Source organism: Janthinobacterium sp. CG_23.4, assembly GCF_029892305.1.
In the GTDB taxonomy this organism is placed as follows: domain Bacteria; phylum Pseudomonadota; class Gammaproteobacteria; order Burkholderiales; family Burkholderiaceae_D; genus Janthinobacterium; species Janthinobacterium lividum_D.
The window spans coordinates 842,998-863,784 of sequence record NZ_JARXUX010000001.1 but is presented as its reverse complement, the minus strand read 5'-3'; the positions used below and the strand labels follow the sequence as shown (position 1 = coordinate 863,784).

At 60.6% G+C, this 20,787-nt stretch carries 10 protein-coding genes; 5 read left to right on the top strand and 5 right to left on the bottom strand.

From position 1 onward, the window contains the following. Nucleotides 1–42: 42 nt before the first annotated feature. Nucleotides 43–1,878, bottom strand: a complete 1,836-nt coding sequence (locus H4V96_RS03805) for an ABC transporter substrate-binding protein (protein WP_280720705.1) — start codon at nt 1,876–1,878, stop codon at nt 43–45. A 596-nt stretch (nt 1,879–2,474) separates the two neighbouring features. Between H4V96_RS03805 and H4V96_RS03800 the strand changes: the two genes are divergently transcribed. After that, the gene (locus tag H4V96_RS03800) at nt 2,475–5,144 is read left to right on the top strand and encodes a TonB-dependent receptor (RefSeq protein ID WP_196856721.1); all 2,670 of its coding nucleotides are present in this window, start codon (nt 2,475–2,477) and stop codon (nt 5,142–5,144) included. A 331-nt stretch (nt 5,145–5,475) separates the two neighbouring features. Then, nucleotides 5,476–8,265 (top strand): TonB-dependent receptor, encoded by a 2,790-nt coding sequence (locus H4V96_RS03795; RefSeq protein WP_196856722.1) that lies wholly within the window; start codon nt 5,476–5,478, stop codon nt 8,263–8,265. Between the two features lie 95 nt (nt 8,266–8,360). On the opposite strand, the gene aroG is transcribed toward H4V96_RS03795, so the two are convergent. The 4 genes from aroG to H4V96_RS03775 form a co-directional block, all read right to left on the bottom strand. Beyond that, complete coding sequence (gene aroG, locus H4V96_RS03790; RefSeq protein WP_280720704.1) at nt 8,361–9,425, bottom strand: 3-deoxy-7-phosphoheptulonate synthase AroG; 1,065 nt, start codon at nt 9,423–9,425, stop codon at nt 8,361–8,363. A gap of 491 nt (nt 9,426–9,916) precedes the next feature. After that, nucleotides 9,917–11,377 carry a metalloprotease TldD gene (gene tldD / locus H4V96_RS03785; RefSeq protein WP_070345725.1) on the bottom strand — a complete coding sequence of 487 codons (1,461 nt, stop codon included), beginning with the start codon at nt 11,375–11,377 and terminating at the stop codon, nt 9,917–9,919. Between the two features lie 21 nt (nt 11,378–11,398). Further along, on the bottom strand, nt 11,399–12,196 hold the full coding sequence (locus tag H4V96_RS03780; protein ID WP_128089210.1) for a carbon-nitrogen hydrolase family protein: 798 nt from the start codon (nt 12,194–12,196) through the stop codon (nt 11,399–11,401). A 33-nt stretch (nt 12,197–12,229) separates the two neighbouring features. Then, complete coding sequence (locus H4V96_RS03775) at nt 12,230–16,393, bottom strand: YhdP family protein (RefSeq protein ID WP_334686050.1); 4,164 nt, start codon at nt 16,391–16,393, stop codon at nt 12,230–12,232. Between the two features lie 215 nt (nt 16,394–16,608). Between H4V96_RS03775 and glnE the strand changes: the two genes are divergently transcribed. The 3 genes from glnE to H4V96_RS03760 all read left to right on the top strand — a co-directional run bounded on the left by glnE (nt 16,609) and on the right by H4V96_RS03760 (nt 20,786). After that, the gene (glnE, locus tag H4V96_RS03770) at nt 16,609–19,410 is read left to right on the top strand and encodes a bifunctional [glutamate--ammonia ligase]-adenylyl-L-tyrosine phosphorylase/[glutamate--ammonia-ligase] adenylyltransferase (RefSeq protein ID WP_280721174.1); all 2,802 of its coding nucleotides are present in this window, start codon (nt 16,609–16,611) and stop codon (nt 19,408–19,410) included. Between the two features lie 99 nt (nt 19,411–19,509). Continuing rightward, the gene (locus tag H4V96_RS03765) at nt 19,510–19,986 is read left to right on the top strand and encodes a cache domain-containing protein (RefSeq protein WP_196856726.1); all 477 of its coding nucleotides are present in this window, start codon (nt 19,510–19,512) and stop codon (nt 19,984–19,986) included. 35 nt (nt 19,987–20,021) lie between these two features. Continuing rightward, a complete protein-coding gene (locus tag H4V96_RS03760) occupies nt 20,022–20,786 on the top strand; it encodes a YoaK family protein (RefSeq protein WP_010395246.1) in 765 nt (254 codons plus the stop codon). Nucleotide 20,787: the final 1 nt, after the last annotated feature.

Genomic DNA, 20,787 nt, shown 5'->3' with positions numbered 1-20,787 from the left:
TGTCTTGTATATATTGTGTATGTCGTATCTAGGCCGCTGCGCTTATTGAGCAGCAGGGGCCGGAGTAGCCACCGGTGTGCCCGTGCTGTCGACATCCATATACGCCCATTCCTGGAACAGGATCGGGTGCTTCTTGTAGCCTTGCACCGTCTTTTGCGCCAGCATGTTGCGGTAGCGCGCGTAGCCGATCAGGGCGCCGGCGTTCACTTCCAGGCGGCGCGCCATCTTGTGGAACAGCGCATCGCGCTCGGGGCTGGCAGGCATGGCCTGGCTGGCCGCGTACCACTTGTCGTACTCGGGATCCTGATAGCAGCCGTTGTTGTTCTGGTGCGTGTTCGGCCCGTAGAACAGCTGCATGAAATTGTCGCCGTCCGGATAGTCGGCCAGCCACGGCGCCGTGCGCGTCTGCATCTTGCACTGCTTTTCCGTCTTTAAAATATCGGAAAAAATCATGCGATCGTTTTCCATGCGGATGCCCAGCGAGTTATACGTCTTGCGCCACATTTCCGCCTGCAGCACGCCATTGGCTTCGTTGCGCGAAGCGTAGCGGATCAAGAGCGGCTTGCCGTCCGGCAAAGTACGCCAGCCATCGGCACCCTTCTTATAGCCAAATTTATCGAGCAATTTGTTCGCCAGCACGGGATCGTATTGCAACAAGCTCTTGTAGTGGGGATCGTAGCCGACCACGCCGGGCGGGATCGGATAGTCGAGGCGCTTGGCCTGGCCATTCCAGATGATGCGGATTTCCTCGTCAATATTGTGCGCCATGGCAATGGCGCGGCGCAGGGCGATCTTTTCCTTGCTGAAGCCACCGAGGGTCGGGTCTTGCATATTCCAGTAGTAATAGCTGATTTCCGGGTCCAGCAGGCGCGACAGTTGCACGCCCTTCTCCGCCAACTCGGGACGCAGCTTGCCGTTCAGCAATGCCTTCGGCGCCAGCGGGCCATCGAGCCAGAACACGTCCGTACCGCCACTTTGGAAAGACAGCCAGCGCGACTGGTCTTCAATCATCACGGAAATTTCGATGCGGTCGATGGCGGGGATGCGCTTGCCCTGCATCTGGCGCACGATGCGCTGGTCGTCCGGGTCATCACCGGCCATGAAATTCCACGTTTCCGGCAAATGCCGTGGATTGCGGTTCAGGACGATGCGGTTGCCGCGCGTCCATTCACCGAGCGTGTAATAGCCGGTGCCGACGGGATTCGAGCCCACCTCACCCTTCACGTCGCCATATTTGTCCACCACTTCGCGCGCCACGGCGGCCGTCGGCACATAGGCGAGGATCATGGGGAAATTGAAATCGGTCTTGGTCAGCGTAATGCGCAAGGTGTACGGGTCGAGGATGTCCAGACCGGCCACTTTCTTGCTGTAATCGAGCTTGTTCGACTTGGCCGCCTCCTTCGCCAGCTCGTCCAGCCCCACCACCTTGCCTTCGAACAGCCAGCTATGCGGCGAGGCCAGGCGCGGGTCGAACAAGCGCTTCCACGCATACACGTAGTCGGCCATCGTCAGTTCGCGGCGCTTGCCGCCAAACGCAGCGTCGGGCGTAAACAAGATGCCTTTCTTCAAGCGGATGGTGTAGGTCTTGCCATCGGCAGACACTTCCGGCATGGCGGCCGCCGCGCCAGGCACCACCTTCACGGGGCGCGCCAGATAATCATAGGTGTACAGGGTGTCGAAGACGGCCTGCGTGATGTGGTTCGAATACAGGTCGCGCGCGGTGGCCGGATCAAAGCCGGTCTCGGCGGCCGGCAAGATATAGCGCAAGGTTTTCACCGACGCGGCAGCAGCAGCAGCAGCATCTGCGGCAATGGCCGCCAGCGGCAAAGTGGCCAGGCAGGCCAGCAGCGCCACGCGCCGCATCCATGGTGACTTCATGTCATACCCTTCATCTCGATTATCTGTCGCACCGTATTGGTGCGCTTGTACTGGCGTCGCCCTGCGATACAGGATTCCACCGCCAAAAACAGTCCGTCACCGCAAGATCTATGCCTTGTTTGTCGGGGTCGCCGATGCGCTCCCGTCGGTTTGAAAAACGCGTAACGATAACGCATATTTCCCCTAGTCGACAAAGAGAAATCCCGCGTGTGCAGGCACGGGGCGCTGCAGAAGCCTGATTTGCTGCGATGCAATATGCCACTTTTTCTTCCTTGGGAAAATATACAGGCGCCCGTCTGCGCTGCAGCACAGCATTCGATGCCACGGCCTGCACGGCGGGCTAAAAAACAGGATTGAGCAGGCAAGGAACACAGGACACAAGACATACGGTGTTTGTTTTAAATCAAGATGCCTATTTCCAGGCGTTGTTTAAATACACAAAGCTCAAAGCAGTGTTGACAAAGAGTTTTACAGATCATTACATTCAATTAATTGAAAATAGATAAATCATTTCACTTTTTCAATATTTTCGGACGCGCTTTCCGGCGCAGCCGTTCTCGTCCTTTTAGGCAACCGCTTTTCCAGGAGTCTTGAATATGATCAGAGAAACACGCTTGTCCCGTTCCATCCGTTTGATCTGCGCCAGTGGCCTCGCCGCCGGCCTGTTCGGCCAGCAGGCGCTGGCGCAAGAAGTCAGCGATACGAGCACCATGCAGCGCGTCGAAGTCACCGGCTCTTCCATCAAGCGACTCGTTTCGGAAACGGCCACGCCACTGTCCATTTTCAAGGCCGAAGACTTTGCCAAGCAGGGTCTGACCACGGCCCAGGAAGTGCTCAGCAAGATACCCTCGAATTCCTCCAGCATGGGCAGCGGCAACGCCGTCGGCGGCAACACCAGCGGCTTGCCCACGGGCGGCCAGGCCAGCGCCGACTTGCGCGGCCTGGGCGGCGACAAGACCCTGGTGCTGCTCAACGGCCGGCGCATCGCCAACCATCCGTATGACGGCGCCAGCGTCGACCTGAACATCATCCCGATTGCCGCGCTGGAGCGCGTCGAAGTGCTGCGCGACGGCGCCTCGGCCATCTATGGCACGGACGCCATTGGCGGCGTCATCAACTTCATCACCAAGCGCTCGGTGAATGTCACCAACATCACTGCCGAGGTCGTCGCGCCCGAACACAAGGGCGGCGGCGAGCACCGTCTCAACCTGTCGACGGGTTTCGGCAAGCTCGACACGGACGGCTACAATATTTTCGGCATGCTCGATTACCACAAGCAAAATGTGCTGACGTCGCAGGATCGCGATTTTTCCAAGACCGGCATCATTCCCGAGCGGGGCCTGTCGCTCACCAGCGGCACCACTTTCCCCGGCAACTACTTCGATGCAGCGGCCAACGCCGGCAAGGGCCTGGCCGGCAATCCCTACGCGGCCAGCGGCTGCAATCCGCCCTTGTCGGTGGCGGCGGCCAACGGCACCTGCCGCCAGGATTACACGCGCCAGATCGACGACTTGCCGGCGCAGGAGCAAATGGCCTTTTTCGGCAAGGGCGCCTTCAAGCTGGGCGGCAGCCACTTGGCCACGCTCGAATACTTGCATTCGGAAAACAAGGTAAAAGCACGCACGGCGCCGCCGCCGCAAACGGGCTTGATCTTGCCCAATACCAGCAAATACTATCCGGGCAACGCAGGCGGCGTGCCGGCCCAGCCTGGGTTGTCGGGCCAGCCGCTGAGCGTCAACTGGCGCCCAGTGGAAGCGGGACAGCGGCAGATCGATTCGGACGGCAAGGCCGACCGCCTGGTGCTGGCCGTCGAAGGCGAGCTCGCTGGCTGGGACTACAAGACGGGCCTGAGCCATGCCATCAGCAAGTCGTCCGAGAAATTTACAGGCGGCTATGTGCAAGATGCCGCGTTTGCCGCCGGCGTGTTGAACGGCATCCTCAATCCCTTCGGCATGCAAGACACGGCCGGCAAGGCTTACCTGGACAGCACCGCCCTGCGCGGCGAGGTGCAGAGTGCCAAGGTCACCACCACGGGCTTCGACATCAAGGGTAGCCGTGAACTGATGCAACTGGCCGGCGGCCCGCTGGCCATCGCTCTCGGCGGCGAACTGCGGCGTGAAAAAGCCGACTTCAATGTGAATCGCGAGATCGCCAGCCAGGCCACCAGTTCAGGCCTGTCCGGTTCGCTCTCGAAGAGCGGCTCGCGCACCATCCAGGCCGTCTTCGGCGAAGTCAACTTGCCGCTTATCAAGGACCTGGAAGTACAACTGGCGGCCCGCTTCGACCATTACAGCGACGTCGGCAGCACCACCAATCCCAAGCTGGCCCTGCGCTACCAGGCCAGCAACGCGCTAGTGCTGCGCGGTTCGGCCAGCACGGGGTTCCGCGCACCAACGCTGTTTGAAAAGAATGCGCCGCCGTCGAAAAACGATACCAACGATTCTTACAATGACCCCATCCTGTGCCCCGGTGGCGTGCCGCAACCGGGCGCCAATCCGCTGCGCGACTGCGACTTGCAGCAATTCAAGCTGCAAGGCGGCAATACAAAGCTGAAACCCGAAAAATCCACCACGTTTGCCTTCGGCGTGGTGCTCGAACCGACCAAGGAAATCACGGTTGCCGTCGATTACTGGAACATCCACCTGAAGGACAAGATTTCATCCTTGCCCGAACAGTCCATCTACGGCAACTACGAGAAATACAAGGCCCTGTTCCTGCGCAATCCCGATGGCTCGCCGTTTGCGATTCTCGATATGAATGACAACCTCGGCGAAGTCAAGACGGACGGCATCGACGCAAGTTTCAATGCGCGCCTGGGACGCAGTGCCTATGGCGACTTCAGCCTGTCTGTCGACGGCACCTGGACCCACAAGTATGACTACCAGAACGAGCGCGGCGGCGCATTCATTGCCAACGTGGGCCGCTATGCGGACAACAACCCAGTGTTCCGCTGGAAACATACGGCAGCCCTGAACTGGCGCATGGGCAACTGGGGCGCCACCGTGTCGCAATCGTTCAAGTCCGGCTATACAGACCAGAACAATGTTGCTGAGCAATACAAGCACGATGTCCCGTCATACAGCCTGCTCAACCTGTCGGGCAGCTACGTGTGGAAAGGCTTGCTGCTGACGGCCGGCGTGAAAAACCTGTTCGACAAGGAACCACCATTCTCGAATCAGGGAACGTTGTTCCAGAAAGGCTATGACCCGCGCTACACGGATCCGCTCGGACGCGCCTACTACTTGCGAGGAAGCTATACGTTTTAGCACCTGTCGCGCTACCTGGTCAGCCACTGGAGAGCTGCGCCCGACGCTGCCATTCTATCGGCGCTATCCATGCATCCACTTGCCTAAGTATTTGGCAAGTGGCTTGTTCTGTAACTCTCCCTAAAACTCATGAAATCAACTGTTGTTTTTTTGTCTCACTTATCAATAAGGCTTCTTGACAGTGCGGCGACAGAAGTGGTCTGATGAATGCCTGATTTTATTCAAGCTCGTCTTGAATAATGATGGAAATGAATGAGTTTAAAGACAAACTACCAACAAAAAATCGATACTCAATACAATATCCCAATTAATTTACTATTTTGGAAAAATAATGATCGAAGAAAAAAAGCTGTCACGTTCCATCAGAATTATTTGCTCGACCGGCATCGTCGCCGGTATGGCATTGTTGACTAACAATGCGTTGGCACAAGAGACTGCCATTCAAAAAGTCGAAGTGACAGGTTCCTCGCTGAAACGGGTTGACTCCGAAACGGCGCTGCCAGTCCAGATTATGACGAAAGCGGAAATTGCGCGTACCGGCGCCAGCAGCACGGAAGAATTGCTGACATCGATTTCCGCCCTGTCCTCGTCCGGTTCAACTGCCAACGCCACGGGCGCTGGTAGCTCTACCTACGGTCTGTCCTCGATCTCGCTGCGCGGCCTCGGCGCCGAACGCACCCTGGTCCTGGTCAACGGTCGCCGTCTGGCCGCCTTTGCCGGCGGCGGCGGCGCTGCCGTCAACGTCAACGTCATTCCGCTGGCCGCCATCGAGCGTGTCGAAGTGCTGAAAGACGGCGCATCCGGTGTGTATGGCTCTGATGCGGTGGCAGGCGTAGTCAACTTCATCCTGTCGAAAAGCTTCGAAGGTATCGAAGTCAACGCGGGCTACGGCAGCCCAAGCAACAGCGGCGGCGGACAGAACAACAAAGTATCGGTCACGGGCGGCTTCGGCAACCTGGAATCGGATGGCTACGCGGTCGTCCTGTCAGCTTCGGCCGAAAATGAAAAAGCACTGTTCGCAAAAGACCGCAAGTACGCGTCTTCCGGCAACCGGTCACCGTACTACACAGCTGGCGCTACGGGCCAGGGCAATATCGAAGGCGGCGTAGATCCAAGCAAGTACCCTGATGATCGCCTGCCAGGCTTCGGCGCTAACCCGGGCGCAGGTTACGGTAACCCTCTGGCCGCCAGCAATAATTGCGGTGCGATCAACATGGTAAAGAACGACACCAACACCACCAAGGGCTCGCCATACTGCGCCTTCGACAGCAATGCCTTTGTCGGCCTGATCCCGAAACGCAAGCTGAACAATTTCACAGGCAATGCAACATACAAGCTGAACTCGACCACCGAACTGTTTGCTGACATGCTGTATTCGAAGAGTACGGTAACCCAATCGTTCCAAGGCAGCCCCCTGCGCCGCAGCTTCCTGGTCAGCGATGCCGAATTCGGCAAGCAGGGCGTCTACCCAGGCTTGATCCTGTACCCAAGTAACCCGGTATACCAATCGATCGCCGTACCTTATCTGACCAGCCAGGGCCATAACGACCTGATTGGCAAGCCGCTGGCCATCACCAGCCGCGTGTTTGACTACGGCAACCGTACCAGCGAAGATGAAGCCACTCAATCGCGCCTGGTCTTGGGTGCCAAGGGCACGATAGGCAAGCAAGACTATGAGGTTGCACTGAGCAGTAACGAAAGCAAGACGCACGGCACCGTTCCTGGCGGCTATTTCTCGCAAGTGGCGTATGCAAAAATCATCAATGACCCAAGCAACAATTGGAACCCATGGGCCAATGGCGGCGTGCAAACGGGCGCCCTGGCCGAGAAGCTGAAAGGCGCGATATACACTGGTGACACCCTGGTCGCAAAATCGAAAAACACCATCTTCGATGCCAAACTGGCTGGCGACCTGCCGCAATTTGCCGGCATCACGGCGCAATACGCGGTGGGTGTGCAGGCACGCAAGGAAACCTATACGACCTCGCCTAGCGCTGCCCTGGAATCTGGCGACATCGCCGGCCTGGGTGGCGGCGTGCCACCGGTGAACCGTGATCGCGTCATCAAATCGATCTTCGGCGAAACCAATGTACCACTGATGAAAAAGCTGGACGTGGGCCTGGCCGTGCGTCATGACCGCTACGACGATGTCGGCAATTCGACCAACTTCAAGCTGAACGGCCGCTGGCAGCCAAGCAAGGCAGTCCTGCTGCGCGCATCGGGCGGCACCGGCTTCCGCGCGCCTAGCTTGACCGACCTGTGGACCCCGCAATCGTTGCAAACTTCGGAACAGTTCAACGATCCGGCGACGAACCAGACGCAGTTGCAAGTCAACTCACTGAATGGCGGCAATCCTAATCTGAAGCCGGAAAAATCGAAACAATTGTCGCTCGGCGCGGTTCTGTCGCCATTCGAGAACTTCACCGTGGGCGCGGACTGGTTCCGTATCAAGATCACGGACATCCTGGCTACCCCATCGGCACAGGAAGTCGTGTCGCGCTTCCGCGCAGGCGATAAAGCCTATGCCGGCCTGGTGACTCTGAACGGCAACAACGTCGACAGCATCATTACGACGCTGGCCAATACCGGCGACGCCACCGTGCGCGGCGTTGACTTGTTTGCCAACTATCGCCTGAACAGCAGCGTCGGCCGGTTTGACGTCAACATGAACGGTACCTATATGGATACCTACGACCAGACCAGCCCTGGCGGCGACGTCTCGCACAAGGTTGGCACCATCGTCGACAAAGACGGTAACCCGGTGTTGGGCGCGGCTCAAGGCGGTGTGGTAATGCGTTGGAAACATGCGCTGAGCGGCACCTGGAGCCAGGGTCAATGGGCTGTCACGCTGACCCAGAACTACTCGTCACGCTATGAGACCGGCAATCGCCAAGTTGACCAGGTACGCAACTTCGTCGGTGCGCAAGCACTGTACGACACCAACGTCAGCTACAAACCGATGAAGGCCGTGACGCTCAATTTTGGCGTACGTAACCTGTTCGACAAGCAGCCAAGTGTCTTTGTGCCCGTCAGCAATCAGTTCCAGTCGGGCTATGACATCAACCAGTATGACCCACGCGGCCGCTTCATCTACGCCAGCGCAGGCTATACCTTCAAGTAATCAGCATGAAAAACAGGGCGCCTCGGCGCCCTGCTCATGCTCTTTTCAGCAGCCCCCGACTCCGTCGGGGGTTTTTTTTCTGCTTTCAAACAAGGCTATTTCGCGCCACCCTGCAAGCGGCGCAGCTTGACGGCGGCCGCCAGGTTTTCCAGCACGGCCACGCTGGCGCTCCAGTCGATACAGCCATCCGTGACGGATTGGCCATAGATCAATTCCTTGCCCTCGATCAAATCCTGGCGCCCCGCCACCAGGTGCGACTCCACCATGACGCCGACGATACGGCTGTCGCCGCCGGCTACCTGGCTGGCGATGTCGGCGCACACGGGAATCTGGTTTTCCGGTTTTTTCGAGCTGTTCGCATGCGAGGCGTCGATCATCAGGCGCGCTGCCAGGCCCTGTGCGGCGATGGCTTTGCAGGCATCATCCACGCTAGCTGCATCGTAGTTCGGCGTTTTGCCGCCACGCAAGATGATGTGGCAATCCTCGTTGCCGTTGGTCGAGACGATGGCCGAGTGGCCGCCCTTCGTGACGGAGAGGAAATGGTGCGGCTGCGAGGCGGCCTTGATGGCTTCCACGGCGATCTTGACATTGCCGTCCGTACCATTCTTAAAACCGACGGGACACGATAATCCCGAGGCCAGTTCACGGTGCACCTGCGACTCCGTGGTGCGTGCGCCGATGGCACCCCAGCTGATCAGGTCGGCGATGTATTGCGGGCTGATCACGTCGAGGAACTCGGTGCCGGCTGGCAAGCCCAGCTCATTGATATCGCGCAACAGTTGGCGCGCCATGCGCAAGCCATCGTTGATGCGGAAGCTGTTGTCCATGTACGGGTCATTGATCAAGCCCTTCCAGCCCACTGTGGTGCGCGGCTTCTCGAAGTAGACGCGCATGACGATTTCCAGTTCACCTGCGAAACGCGCGCGCTCCTTGACCAGCAGGCGCGCATATTCCATCGCCGCCTTGGTATCGTGGATGGAGCAAGGCCCGATCACCACCATCAGGCGGTCGTCCTGGCCGTGCAGGATGCGGTGCAGGGCGATGCGGGCACTGGCAGCGGTCTGCTCGGCTTGCTCCGAGCAGGCGAATTCGCGGATCAGGTGGGACGGCGGGGTCAATTCCTTCATTTCGCGAATGCGCAAATCATCGGTGCGGGGCATCATTTTCTCCAAAATTTAAGGAAGGGTAAAACATCTGGGTAAAAAAAAACCGCCATCAGTGGCGGTTTTTTAGAATTTGCTGGGATCTCGTTTTTGCTGCTACGTGAACCGACCGCTACTCCACCGCCTTTGGGTTGGAATTGCTAAAGTAAAAATAAGCGGTAAAAAAGTGGCGAGCGAACATGCGAGTGATCCATAAGTGATGAACGACTATAAACCTAAATTGCAAGGATAGGCAAGCATATTTGTCGGCAAAGCCGCATGCTGCCGCCGTTTTACACGGCAAAGGGCGAAAAAAAGCATAAAAAGTTGTGCGCTGCGCACGCACATGCGCGGGCGGCTCGCTATCAATGCTGAGGCCACCGTGGCAGGCGCGTCCAGGTGCCCCACCTTTTCCCGTCTGACCTTCGCATACACGCCGGATCCGTGCCGGGCTGAAGTACACGTTCTGATCTTCATCAACGTGGCGGACCTAGCGGGCGTTTCAGCACTTAAGCCGTGCCACCAACGGTGATGCCATCGAGGCGCAGGGTCGGCTGCCCGACGCCCACCGGCACGCTCTGCCCCTCCTTGCCGCACACGCCCACACCGGAGTCCAGGCGCATGTCGTTGCCGATCATGGAGACGCGGTTGAGTACGTCCGGGCCATTGCCGATCAGGGTCGCGCCCTTCACTGGATAGCTGAGCTTACCGTTTTCGATCATGTACGCTTCGCTGGCCGAGAAGACGAACTTGCCGTTCGTGATGTCGACCTGGCCGCCGCCGAAGTTGACGGCATATAAACCGTTTTTAACGGAAGCGAGGATTTCGCCCGGGTCCTTGTCGCCGCCCAGCATATACGTGTTCGTCATGCGCGGCATGGGCAGGTGGGCGAACGATTCGCGGCGCGCATTGCCCGTCACAGGCATCTTCATCAGGCGCGCATTCATGGTGTCCTGGATGTAACCTTTCAGGATGCCGTCCTCGATCAGGGTCGTGCACTGTGTCGGGTTGCCCTCGTCATCGATATTTAGCGAGCCTCGGCGGCCAACCAGGGTGCCATCATCGACCACCGTGACGCCCTTGGCAGCCACGCGCTCGCCGATGCATCCGGAAAATGCAGAGGAACCCTTGCGGTTGAAATCGCCTTCCAGGCCGTGGCCGATCGCCTCATGCAGCAAAATGCCGGGCCAGCCCGGTCCCAAGACGATGCTCATGGGACCGGCCGGCGCTGGGCGCGCTTCCAGATTGACCAAGGCCGAATTGACGGCATCTGCCGCATACTGTTCCAGTACGGCATCGCTGAAATAGTCATAGCTGTAACGCCCGCCGCCACCGGCCGAACCGGTTTCGCGCCGGCCATTGTGTTCCGCGATCACAGTGAGCGAGACGCGCACCAGCGGGCGAATGTCGGCCGCCAGCACGCCATCGCTGCGCAGCACCAGCACCACGTCGTATTCGCCGGCCAGGCCGGCCATCACCTGCACCACGCGCGGATCTTTCGCGCGCGCCATCTTTTCCACGCGCTCCAGCAGTTGCACCTTGGCCTTGGCATCGAGCGAGGCCAGCGGATCATTGGGTAGATACAAGGAACGCCCACCCTGCGGCTGCATCTGGCCCGCGATCTTGACTCTGCCCGCGCCGGCGCGCGCAATCGTGCGCGTCGCTGCCGCCGCTTCCAGCAAGGCCTGCTCGGAAATGTCGTCGGAATAGGCAAAGGCGGTCTTGTCGCCGGACACGGCGCGCACGCCCACGCCCTGGTCGATGGAAAAGCTGCCCGTCTTGACGATGCCCTCTTCCAGGCTCCAGCCTTCGCTCTTGGTCGATTGGAAATACAGATCCGCATAGTCGACCTTGTGCGTAAACATCGTGCCCAGGGCTTTTAGCAGCTTGTCTTCGTCCAGGCCGAAGGGCGTGAGCAGAATGCTGCGCGCCACGGCCAGGCTGGACAGATTGGGTTCAAATGGCTTCATCGCTTTTTCTCACAGTTTAATTCACATCGTCCGGTGCGCCAGGGCAGGCAAGGATTCGCGCACGCCAGCCAAAAACACCAGGTCGATTTTACCGCTCACAACACCCTCGCCTTCGGGCAACACGGCTTTCACATCGCCCCACGGGTCGATCAGCATGCTATGGCCCCAGGTACGCCGGCCATTCGGGTGCAAGCCGCCCTGCGCCGAGGCCAGCACATAGCACTGGTTTTCGATGGCGCGCGCGCGCAGCAGCACTTCCCAGTGCGCGCTGCCCGTCGTATGGGTAAATGCGGCCGGCACGACGATCAGCGCACAATCGCCGATGGCGCGGTACAGTTCGGGAAAGCGCAAGTCATAGCAGACGGACAGGCCGACGCGGCCGAACGGCGTCTCGATAGCGCGCACTTGCGCGCCCGGCACGATGGTGTGCGATTCGTTGTAGGACTCGGTGCCGCGCGTAAAACCAAACAAGTGGATCTTGTCGTAGCGACCGGCCGGCTCGCCCTGCGGGTCGTATACCAGCGTGGTATTCAAGACCTTGCCCTCCTCGCCGGAGATCAAGGGCAAGGTACCGCCGATCAGCCAGATGCCGTGCTGGCGCGCCATCTGCGCCATGCCATCCTGGATGGGTCCGCTGCCGGGCTGTTCCGCATGGGCCAGCTTGTCCGTTTCCTGCTGGCCCATGATGGCCCAGTATTCGGGCAGCACCACCAGTTGCGCGCCAGCGGCGGCGGCCTGCGCCACCAGGCGCTGCGCCGTGGCCAGGTTTTCTTCCACGCAAGGCGAGGAAATCATTTGTACTGCTGCGACTGTATCCATCATTGCCATCTCTTATCCATTCGAACGCCTCGCCTATTTCGCCACTGCCTCCCCGGCTGAGGCGGCAGGCACGGCGACAGGCTCCAATTTACCACCATCGAGCTTGGTCACGACGGGCGACTTCCACGGACCGGCGATCTGCATGTGGTAAGTGAGCGCCTTCATCACGGGGGCACGCAGGAACAATTGCGCCAGGAAACTGCCCAGACCGATGACGGGGTTGACGGCCAGCGCATACACCAGCGGCCCCGTGCCCAGATTAAATTCGGGGATCACCACCACGTGCAAATTCGTCGTTTCGTTGGCGATGTCGGCCTTGCCATCCATCAGCACCGTGGCCGCCACGCCGTGCATCTTGAGGTTGTCGGTGCTCACCACGCCGCGCTTGATGCTGGCGTTGGCCGTGATGCCGTCGAAGGCCAGGCCTTCGGAAAATACGTCGTGGAAATCGAGTTTCAGCAAACGCGGCAAGGCTTGCAGGCTGAGCACGCCCAACAGCTTGGCCGCGCCCGGGTCCTGCTTGAGGAACTGGCCCGACTCCACGTTCATCTCGATCTGCCCCGACAGGGAGGGAATATCGAGCGAATACGGCAAGCCGTTCCAGGCGATGTCGCCGCTCAGGCGGCCCTTGCCGCGGCGCACCGTGTCGGCAAAGCCAAAGCGCTCGAGCAGTTTGCCAGCATCGACGATATCGAGGCCGAAACGCAGACTGGTCGTGCTTTGCCCATCCTTGATGACCCACTTGCCATTGCCGCTCAGCGCGCCATCAGCATTGGACAGTTGTAGCTTGCCCACGCGCCACTCGCGCACGTCAGCGGCCATGGTGTTGTAGGCCTGCAACTCCAGCCGGCCGATCTTCTTGTTGAACAGTTCAAATTGCTCGGCGATGATATCGAGCGAGGGAATCGACTGGGCGCCGCTCTTGCCTTCCAGCAAATTCTTCACATCATTGGCGGCCGATTCCGGAATGATCAGCGACGACAAGCGCGCCGTCATCTTGCCCAGGCCGGACGGTGTTTCCAGCCACGTCACATAGCCCGACACTTGTTTAGCGTCAATATTGGCTTGCCACACATCTTTTTGATGCGTGGCACCCACGACCACGTTTTCCAGCTTGCGTTCGCCCAGCATCAGTTCACTGGCCCGCGCCGCCATCCTGTCGGGCACCACGTATTGTGCGATATCGGGTGCATCGTTGGCATTGCCGCCCGCCTCGGCTGGCGCGGTGGCGCTGCCGGCGATCTCGCTGCCGACGGCGATCCAGCTATCCACGTCCAGCGTTTTCATATTGACGTTAAGCATCATGCCGCTGTCCGGTTCCGGTGCCGCGACGTTGACGCCGATGCCGCCGCGCACCAGGCGCCAGGCATCCTTGCCCTGCTTCTGGCGCTGGTAGCGCGCAGCGATGCCAGCACCGAGCACGATGCGGATATCGTCGGTGCGCAGGCCGGCGCCGTTCGCCGCGTTGCCCGTGAGTGTGAATTTCACAGGCAAACTGTCGCCAGCCGCCTTTTTCAGGGGGGCGGGGAAATCCAGACCCAGGCCCGTCAGCGGCGACTCGACATTGACCACCACCTGATGGTCGCGCGCCGTGATCAGGCCGCTATAGCGCGCGCCGCCGTTCAAATGTTTCGCCAGGCGCTGCGACACGGGCGCCGCATACGTCTTGCGCAAGCCATCGATGGTCATGTTGCCGGCCAGTTTCACCTGGATGGAATTGTCCGGCTGCGTACCACCCGAGATGGCCAGCGGCCCGCCCAGCAAGCTGCCGTTCAAGCCATTCAGGTTGACGCCCTTTTCATTGAATTCGATCTTGCCTTGCGTGCCCAGCACGGGCGGCATGTCGTGGAACAGTACCACGTCATTGCCCGCCAGCTGCAAGCTGCCCTGCACGGTCGACTCAAGCATGCGTTCGATCGGCAAGTGCAATTTGAGCGCCAGCCTGGCATTGCCCGTCGCCGTCGTTTCATCCGTAAAATGTTCGATCCAGCCCAGCACCGGGCTGGCCGTCACGTACTTGAGAAATTCCTGCATCGGACCGGCCGCGTTGCCGTCGATATCGAGCAAGGTGTCGAATACGGTCAGGTCGGGAATCACGGCCTTGACATTCGTCAAAGCCACGCCGCCCGTGGTCGCGGTGTCAGCGCGAATGTCCATGCGCGCCCGCTCGAAGACAAAACTGCCCTTGATTTTTTCCGCCTGCGGCCACAACGGCGCCTTGCCTGCCAGCGGGCCGTTTTCCGCCAATTCGCCGGGCGCATAATTGAGGATGCCGTTCTCGATCTTGCCGGCCACGCGGAAATCGCCACGGCTGCGCTGGGCCGCGGTGTCGGCCTTGAAGGGGAAATGCTCGAGCTCGCCACGCAAGCGCAGGCTGACATCACGCGCCATGCCGCCTTCCAGCGCGCCCGTCAGCCAATGGCGCAGGTGCTCGGGGGTTTGCAGCGGCAGATAGCGACCGATGGTGTTGATCTGGAAATTATCGAGCGTGCCTGTCAAGTCGACCTGGCCCAGGTTCTTGCCGTCGAGCGGCAGGCGGTGCGTGCCTTGCAAAACGACGCGCAAGCCTTGCTGATTGAAGTCGAGCTTGTCCAAGCCGACTTGCAGCATATTGTCCGCTTCGAAGGCCCAGCGCGCCTGCATGGTAAATTGCTCAAACGGCAAGGCCGGTTCGCTCAGGTAGGTGGGGAACTGCAGCACCAGGTCTTGTGCCTCGATGCTGATGCTGCCACCCTTGTCGTTGGCGTCGATGCTACCGCTGAGTTTGTCGAAGCCTGGAATAGCCGGCGCAGCCGCCTGCGCGGCGCTGGTCGCCGTCTTCGCCACGGCCAGGCGCGCCGGCTGCGCATTGAGGCCCAGGTCGATGAGCTTGCCGCGCAGGCGATAGCTGGCGGGCGTAGCCATGTCGCCTTCCCATTGCGCTGAAAAATCCTGCAAACGCCCGCGTGGCGCCAGGGCATCGAGGCGCTGACGCTGCTGCTCGCCGAGCGGCAATTTGTCGGCCAACGCGGCCAGGGTTTGCAAATCGAGCGACTTGGCCGTGATTTCCGTGCGCGCCGGCTTGCGTCTGGTGGCCGCAACAAAATGTTCGGACAAGGTCGTGGGCGGCAGGCTGAGCCCATCATGTGTTTCCAACGCGAAATTCGTCAACTCCACCTGGTGCCCATACGCGCCAAAGGTGGGCTTGCCGTCGGGCACTTGCGCCGACAGTTCTTCCTTTGCCGAAATGCGCCCGCTGACCGACAACAGGTCGAGCGGGGCGATATGCTCGCCCAGCTGCGCCTGCACCTGCGACAAGCTGACATCGGCCGTAAAACCGGCCAGGCGCGCGTGATCCAGGCTCAGCCAGGCGCGCAGGGCGCCCTTGCCCTGGCTCAGCTCGAACGGGTAGTCGAAATAGCTGCGCCAGGCGGCCAGGTCGGCGTTTTTCAGGTCGGCGTACAGTTCCCCCTTCCACATCGACACATCCGAGATGCGCGTGCTGAAGGGCGGATGCACGAAGTGAGCGCGCACATCGATGGGCGCCGCCAGGCTGGCAGGCGGCGTGGCCTGCAAGCCCAGCCGGTGGCTGCGCCAGCGGTTGCGCAGCAGCAAGTTGACCTGTTCCAGTGCCAGCTCTGGTGTGCCGCGCACTTCATCCGTCCAGCGCACCTTGCCGTCGCGAATGATGATCTGATGCTGCGACAACAGCCAGTCGGCGCCCTTGCCATCGCTGCCTTGCGTGCTGTCGAGCAGCACGCCGGCCACGTATAGCTGGCCACCCTTGCTTCGCCGCACGGCCAGGTCGGGGCGCGTGATTTCCAGATTATAGAAGCGTACGGAACCGAGCACGCTCCACCACGATACGGTCGCCGAGACGCTCGGCAGACTCAGCGCCTGGCGGCCCGCCTGGTCGCGCAAGCTCACGTCGCCCAGGAAGAGATTGGGCCGCACGCCATGCCAGGAGGCATAAATACGCGCGATGCTGACACGGTTGCCCAGCGCGCGACTGGCCGCCCGCTCGATATCGCCCTTGTAATAATCGATATTGGGCAAGATGGCGTAACGGAGCAATAAAAACAGCACGGCGAAGGCGAAATACGCCAGCAGCACCAGTTTGATGGTAAAACCCAACACATGGTGGGTGGCCAGGTTGGCCATGCGATAGGCGGCACGCAGCCGCTGCCAGCGCAGGGCCAAGGGCACATGCTCTGTCACGCTTGCTTCTGGCGGTTTTTGCATCAATAAGCTAATAAACTGGCCCGGCGTCAAATAATGGCAAAAATCGTCTGCATTCGTGGTGCGCGCCTGCCTCCTTGCGCTTGCTTCTGAGCAAAGCCTCCCTTACCATCATCTGGAAGCGCACGCACTGCCGGCGGCATTTGCGCCAGCGGCACAATTTTACCGCATCCCCCGCCGTTCGCAGCCAAGTTATCAAGAACCATGCAAGCAGTATTCACGAGAGCCTTACCGACACCATGAGCACACAGCCTTTGATCTCCGCCTCCCGTTTCTACCAGCGTTGGCTGGGCGCCGCCCCCGAGCGCACAGCGCAGGTCGCGCAACTGGTGCAAGCGCCGCTCGACAGCCTCGATTTTGCCGCTGCACTGGCCGAGCAATCGAACGCCGCGACGCCGCCGCTACCGACCGAACGGGCCATGCGCCGCCTGCGCAACCTGCTGGTGTGCGGCTTGATCGAGCGCGACCTGAACGGCCAGGCCGACTTGAACGAAGTCGTCACGGCCATGACGGCCTTTGCCGATTTTGCCATCCGCACGCATGTGGACGCCATCATGGCCGAGATGGTGACTCTGCACGGCATGCCGGTTGGCGAAGAATCGGGCGAGGAACAGGCCTTGATGGTGCTGGCGATGGGCAAGCAGGGCGGCGGCGAGCTCAACGTCTCGTCGGATATCGATCTGATCTTTGTTTACCCGGAAGATGGCGACACGCGCATCACCGTGCCGGGCCAGCGCAGCCTGTCCAACCACGAATTTTTCATTCGCATGGGCAAGAAACTGATCGCCGCCCTGTCCGAGATTACGCAAGACGGCTTTACCTTCCGCGTCGACATGGCCTTGCGCCCGAACGGCAACTCCGGCCCGCTGGCCGCCAGCCTGGGCATGGTGGAGCAATACCTGATCGTGCAAGGGCGCGAATGGGAGCGCTATGCCTGGGTCAAGGCACGTGCCGTGACGGGCAAGGCGGCCGACATCGCCTCGCTCGACGCCATCGTGCGTCCCTTCGTTTTCCGCCGCTACCTCGATTTCGGCGTCATCGACGCCATCCGCACCATGCACGGCCAGATCCGCGCCGAGGTCAACCGCCAGGAACGCTTGCATCCTGACCGCAGCAACAACGTCAAGCTGGGCCGTGGCGGCATCCGCGAAATCGAATTTCTGGCGCAAGTATTTCAATTGATACGCGGCGGACGCGATGCCGAGTTGCGCGAGCGCCCCACGCGCGCCACCTTGCGCACGGTGGCAGAGAAGGGCTTGCTGGAGCCAGCCATCGTGCAACAGTTGCTGGACTCTTACACTTTCCTGCGCAATCTCGAACACCGGCTGCAATACCTGGACGATGCGCAAACCCACACCCTGCCCGCCAACGAGGCCGACCGCCTGAGCGTAGCGCAAATGATGGGCTTGCCCGACACGCCCACTCTGCTGGCCCAACTGGAAACGCACCGCGTGTTTGTCGCAGCGCAATTCGACGAGATGTTCAGCGACAAGAGCAGCGGCACGCCGCCGGTCGATCCGGGCATCGACCCGCAGACCTCGAACGACTGCGCCGCCTCGGACCAGCAGGAAGCCATCGAGGCGCGCTTTGCCGCCCTGGGCTTCCATGAGAGCGCCACCTGCGCACGCCGTTTGCTGGCCACGTGGCAGGCACCGCGCCTGCAGTCCTTGCCCGAGGCGAGCCGCACGCGCCTCGTCGCCCTCGTCAATGCCGCCCTGCCCCTGATCTCCGATTGCTCCGTTTCCAACGGTAACGCCAGCCAATTGGCCACCCTGGGCCGGCTGCTCGACTTTTTGGAAGCCATCGCGCGCCGCTCGGCGTATCTGTCGCTGCTGACCGAATATCCGCATACGCTCGAGCGCGTCGTGCGCATGGTGTGCGCCAGCGGCTGGGCCGCCACCTTTCTCACGCAACACCCGATCCTGCTCGACGAGCTGTTAGACGAAGGCATCCGCAATACGGTGCCCGATCCAAACGCGCTGGCGCTGGAGTTGCAGCGCCAGCTCGACGACGCTCCCGGCGACACGGAGCGGCAGATGGATATCCTGCGTGAAACACATCATGCGCAGCTGTTCCAGTGCCTGGCGCAAGACCTGGCGGGCGACCTGAGTGTGGAAAAGCTGGCCGACTACCTGTCGCAGCTGGCCGATATCATCGTCGCCGCCACCGTGCAAGCGGTCTGGCAAACCTTGCCGACACGCCACTGCGAGGTGCCGAAGTTCGCCGTCATCGCGTATGGCAAGCTGGGCGGCAAGGAACTGGGCTATGTCTCGGACCTCGACGTCATCTTCCTGTTCGACGACGACGACCAGGAAGCACCGGGCCTGTACGCCAAGCTGGCGCAGCGGTTCATTACCTGGATGACCTCGCACACTTCGGCCGGCATCCTGTTCGACATCGACATCGCCCTGCGCCCCGATGGCGCCTCGGGCATGCTGGTCTCGAGCGTGCAGGCCTTCGAGCGCTACCAGGGCAGCGCCGCCTGGGTGTGGGAGCACCAGGCGCTCACGCGCGCGCGCTTCTGCGCCGGCGACATCGCCATCGGCAAGCATTTCGAACGCATCCGCGACACGATCTTGCGCAAGGAGCGTCCCGAAAACGGCCCACTCAAGGGCGAAGTGGTGGCCATGCGCAAGAAGATGCTCGATGCCCACCCATCGCGCCCTGGCAGCTTTGACCTGAAACAAGATCCGGGCGGCATGATCGACATCGAGTTCATGGTGCAATACCTGGTGCTGCAACACGCGGCGCAGTATCCGCAGCTGACGGCCAACTCGGGCAATATCGCCCTGCTGCGCCTGTGCGGCGAACTGGGCTTGATTGACGCGCAGCTGGCCGCCCTGGTCGCCGACGCCTACCGCGCGCTGCGCAAGCTGCAGCACCAGTTACGCCTGCAGGGACAAGACCTGGCCCGCGTGGAACCGGAACGCGTGCGCCTACATGCCGGCAACGTGACGCGCCTGTGGCACACGATCTTTCCCGCAGCGATTGCATAAGCCCGGCGGCGGCGTATGATACATATAGGCAATTCCACTTCCAAGTAGTGCCGTACAACAGGGCGCGCCGGGATTGCCTGTCAACCCAGGAGACAGCGTATGAAAACGAGTATAAAAACGGGCGTCAATGCCCTCGTTGCCAGTTGCATCCTCTGCGCCATGCCGGCAGCGGCATGGGCCGCCCCCAAAGGCAGCGCCGACGAAGCCATCGCCATGACCAAGCGCGCCGTAGCCATGATCAAGGCTGAAGGCAAGGAAAAGGCCTTTGCCGCCATTACCGATCCTGCCAACACCAGTTTTCATGACCGCGACCTGTACATTTATGTGTACGACACGAACGGCATCACCCTGGCGCACGGCAACAATCCCAAGATGGTCGGCAAGAATCTGATCGACCTGAAGGACAATGAAGGCAAGGACATCGTCAAATCGCTGATTGCCACTGCCAGCACGCCGGCCGGACGCGGCTGGGTAGACTTCAAGTGGCCCAATCCGCTGACCAAGGTGGTCGAACAAAAATCGGGCTACGTCGAACGGGTCGACAATATGATCGTCGGTTCCGGCATCTATAAATAAGCGAATAAGCAACGCAAAGAGGAAACCGGCCCCGCATGCCACTCCATTACCTGGCCCGCCTGAGCGGATCGGCACGCGATACACAAGCCAATCTGCAACTGGGCTGCGTACTGGCGCTGGTCGCCGGCGCCGTGAATGCCGGTGGTTTTCTCGCCATCGGCGGCTATACCTCGCACATGACGGGCATCGTTTCCGGCATGGCCGATGACCTGGCACTGGGCAATATCACGCTGGCGCTGGCCGCGCTGGGCGCCTGGCTGGCTTTCGTCAGCGGCGCGGCCGTGACGGCCATCATGGTGAACTGGGGCAAGCGGCGCCGGCTGCACAGCCAATTTGCCGCCAGCCTCCTGCTCGAAGCGGCCTTGTTGCTGCTATTTGGCCTGGCGGGCAACTACCTGGCGGCCATGCCCGACATACTGGGCCCTGTCACCATCTTGCTGCTGTGCTTTGTCATGGGCTTGCAAAACGCCATCATCACCAAGATTTCAAGCGCCGTCATCCGCACCACGCACGTCACGGGTCTGTCCACCGATATCGGCATCGAACTGGGCAAGATGGCGTATTACAACCGCAGGCAATTGCCAGACCGGGTGGTAAAGGTCAACCGCGACAAGCTGAAAACGCACAGCCTGCTGATCATCTGCTTCTTCATCGGCGGCGTCAGCGGCGCACTGGCCTTCAAGCACATCGGTTTCCCGCCCGCCACTATCATCTTGGCCGGCGTGCTGACCTTGCTGTCGGGCGCGCCGGTGCTACGTGACTTGCGCCTGCTGTGGCGCTTTTACCGGCGCCGCCTGTAAG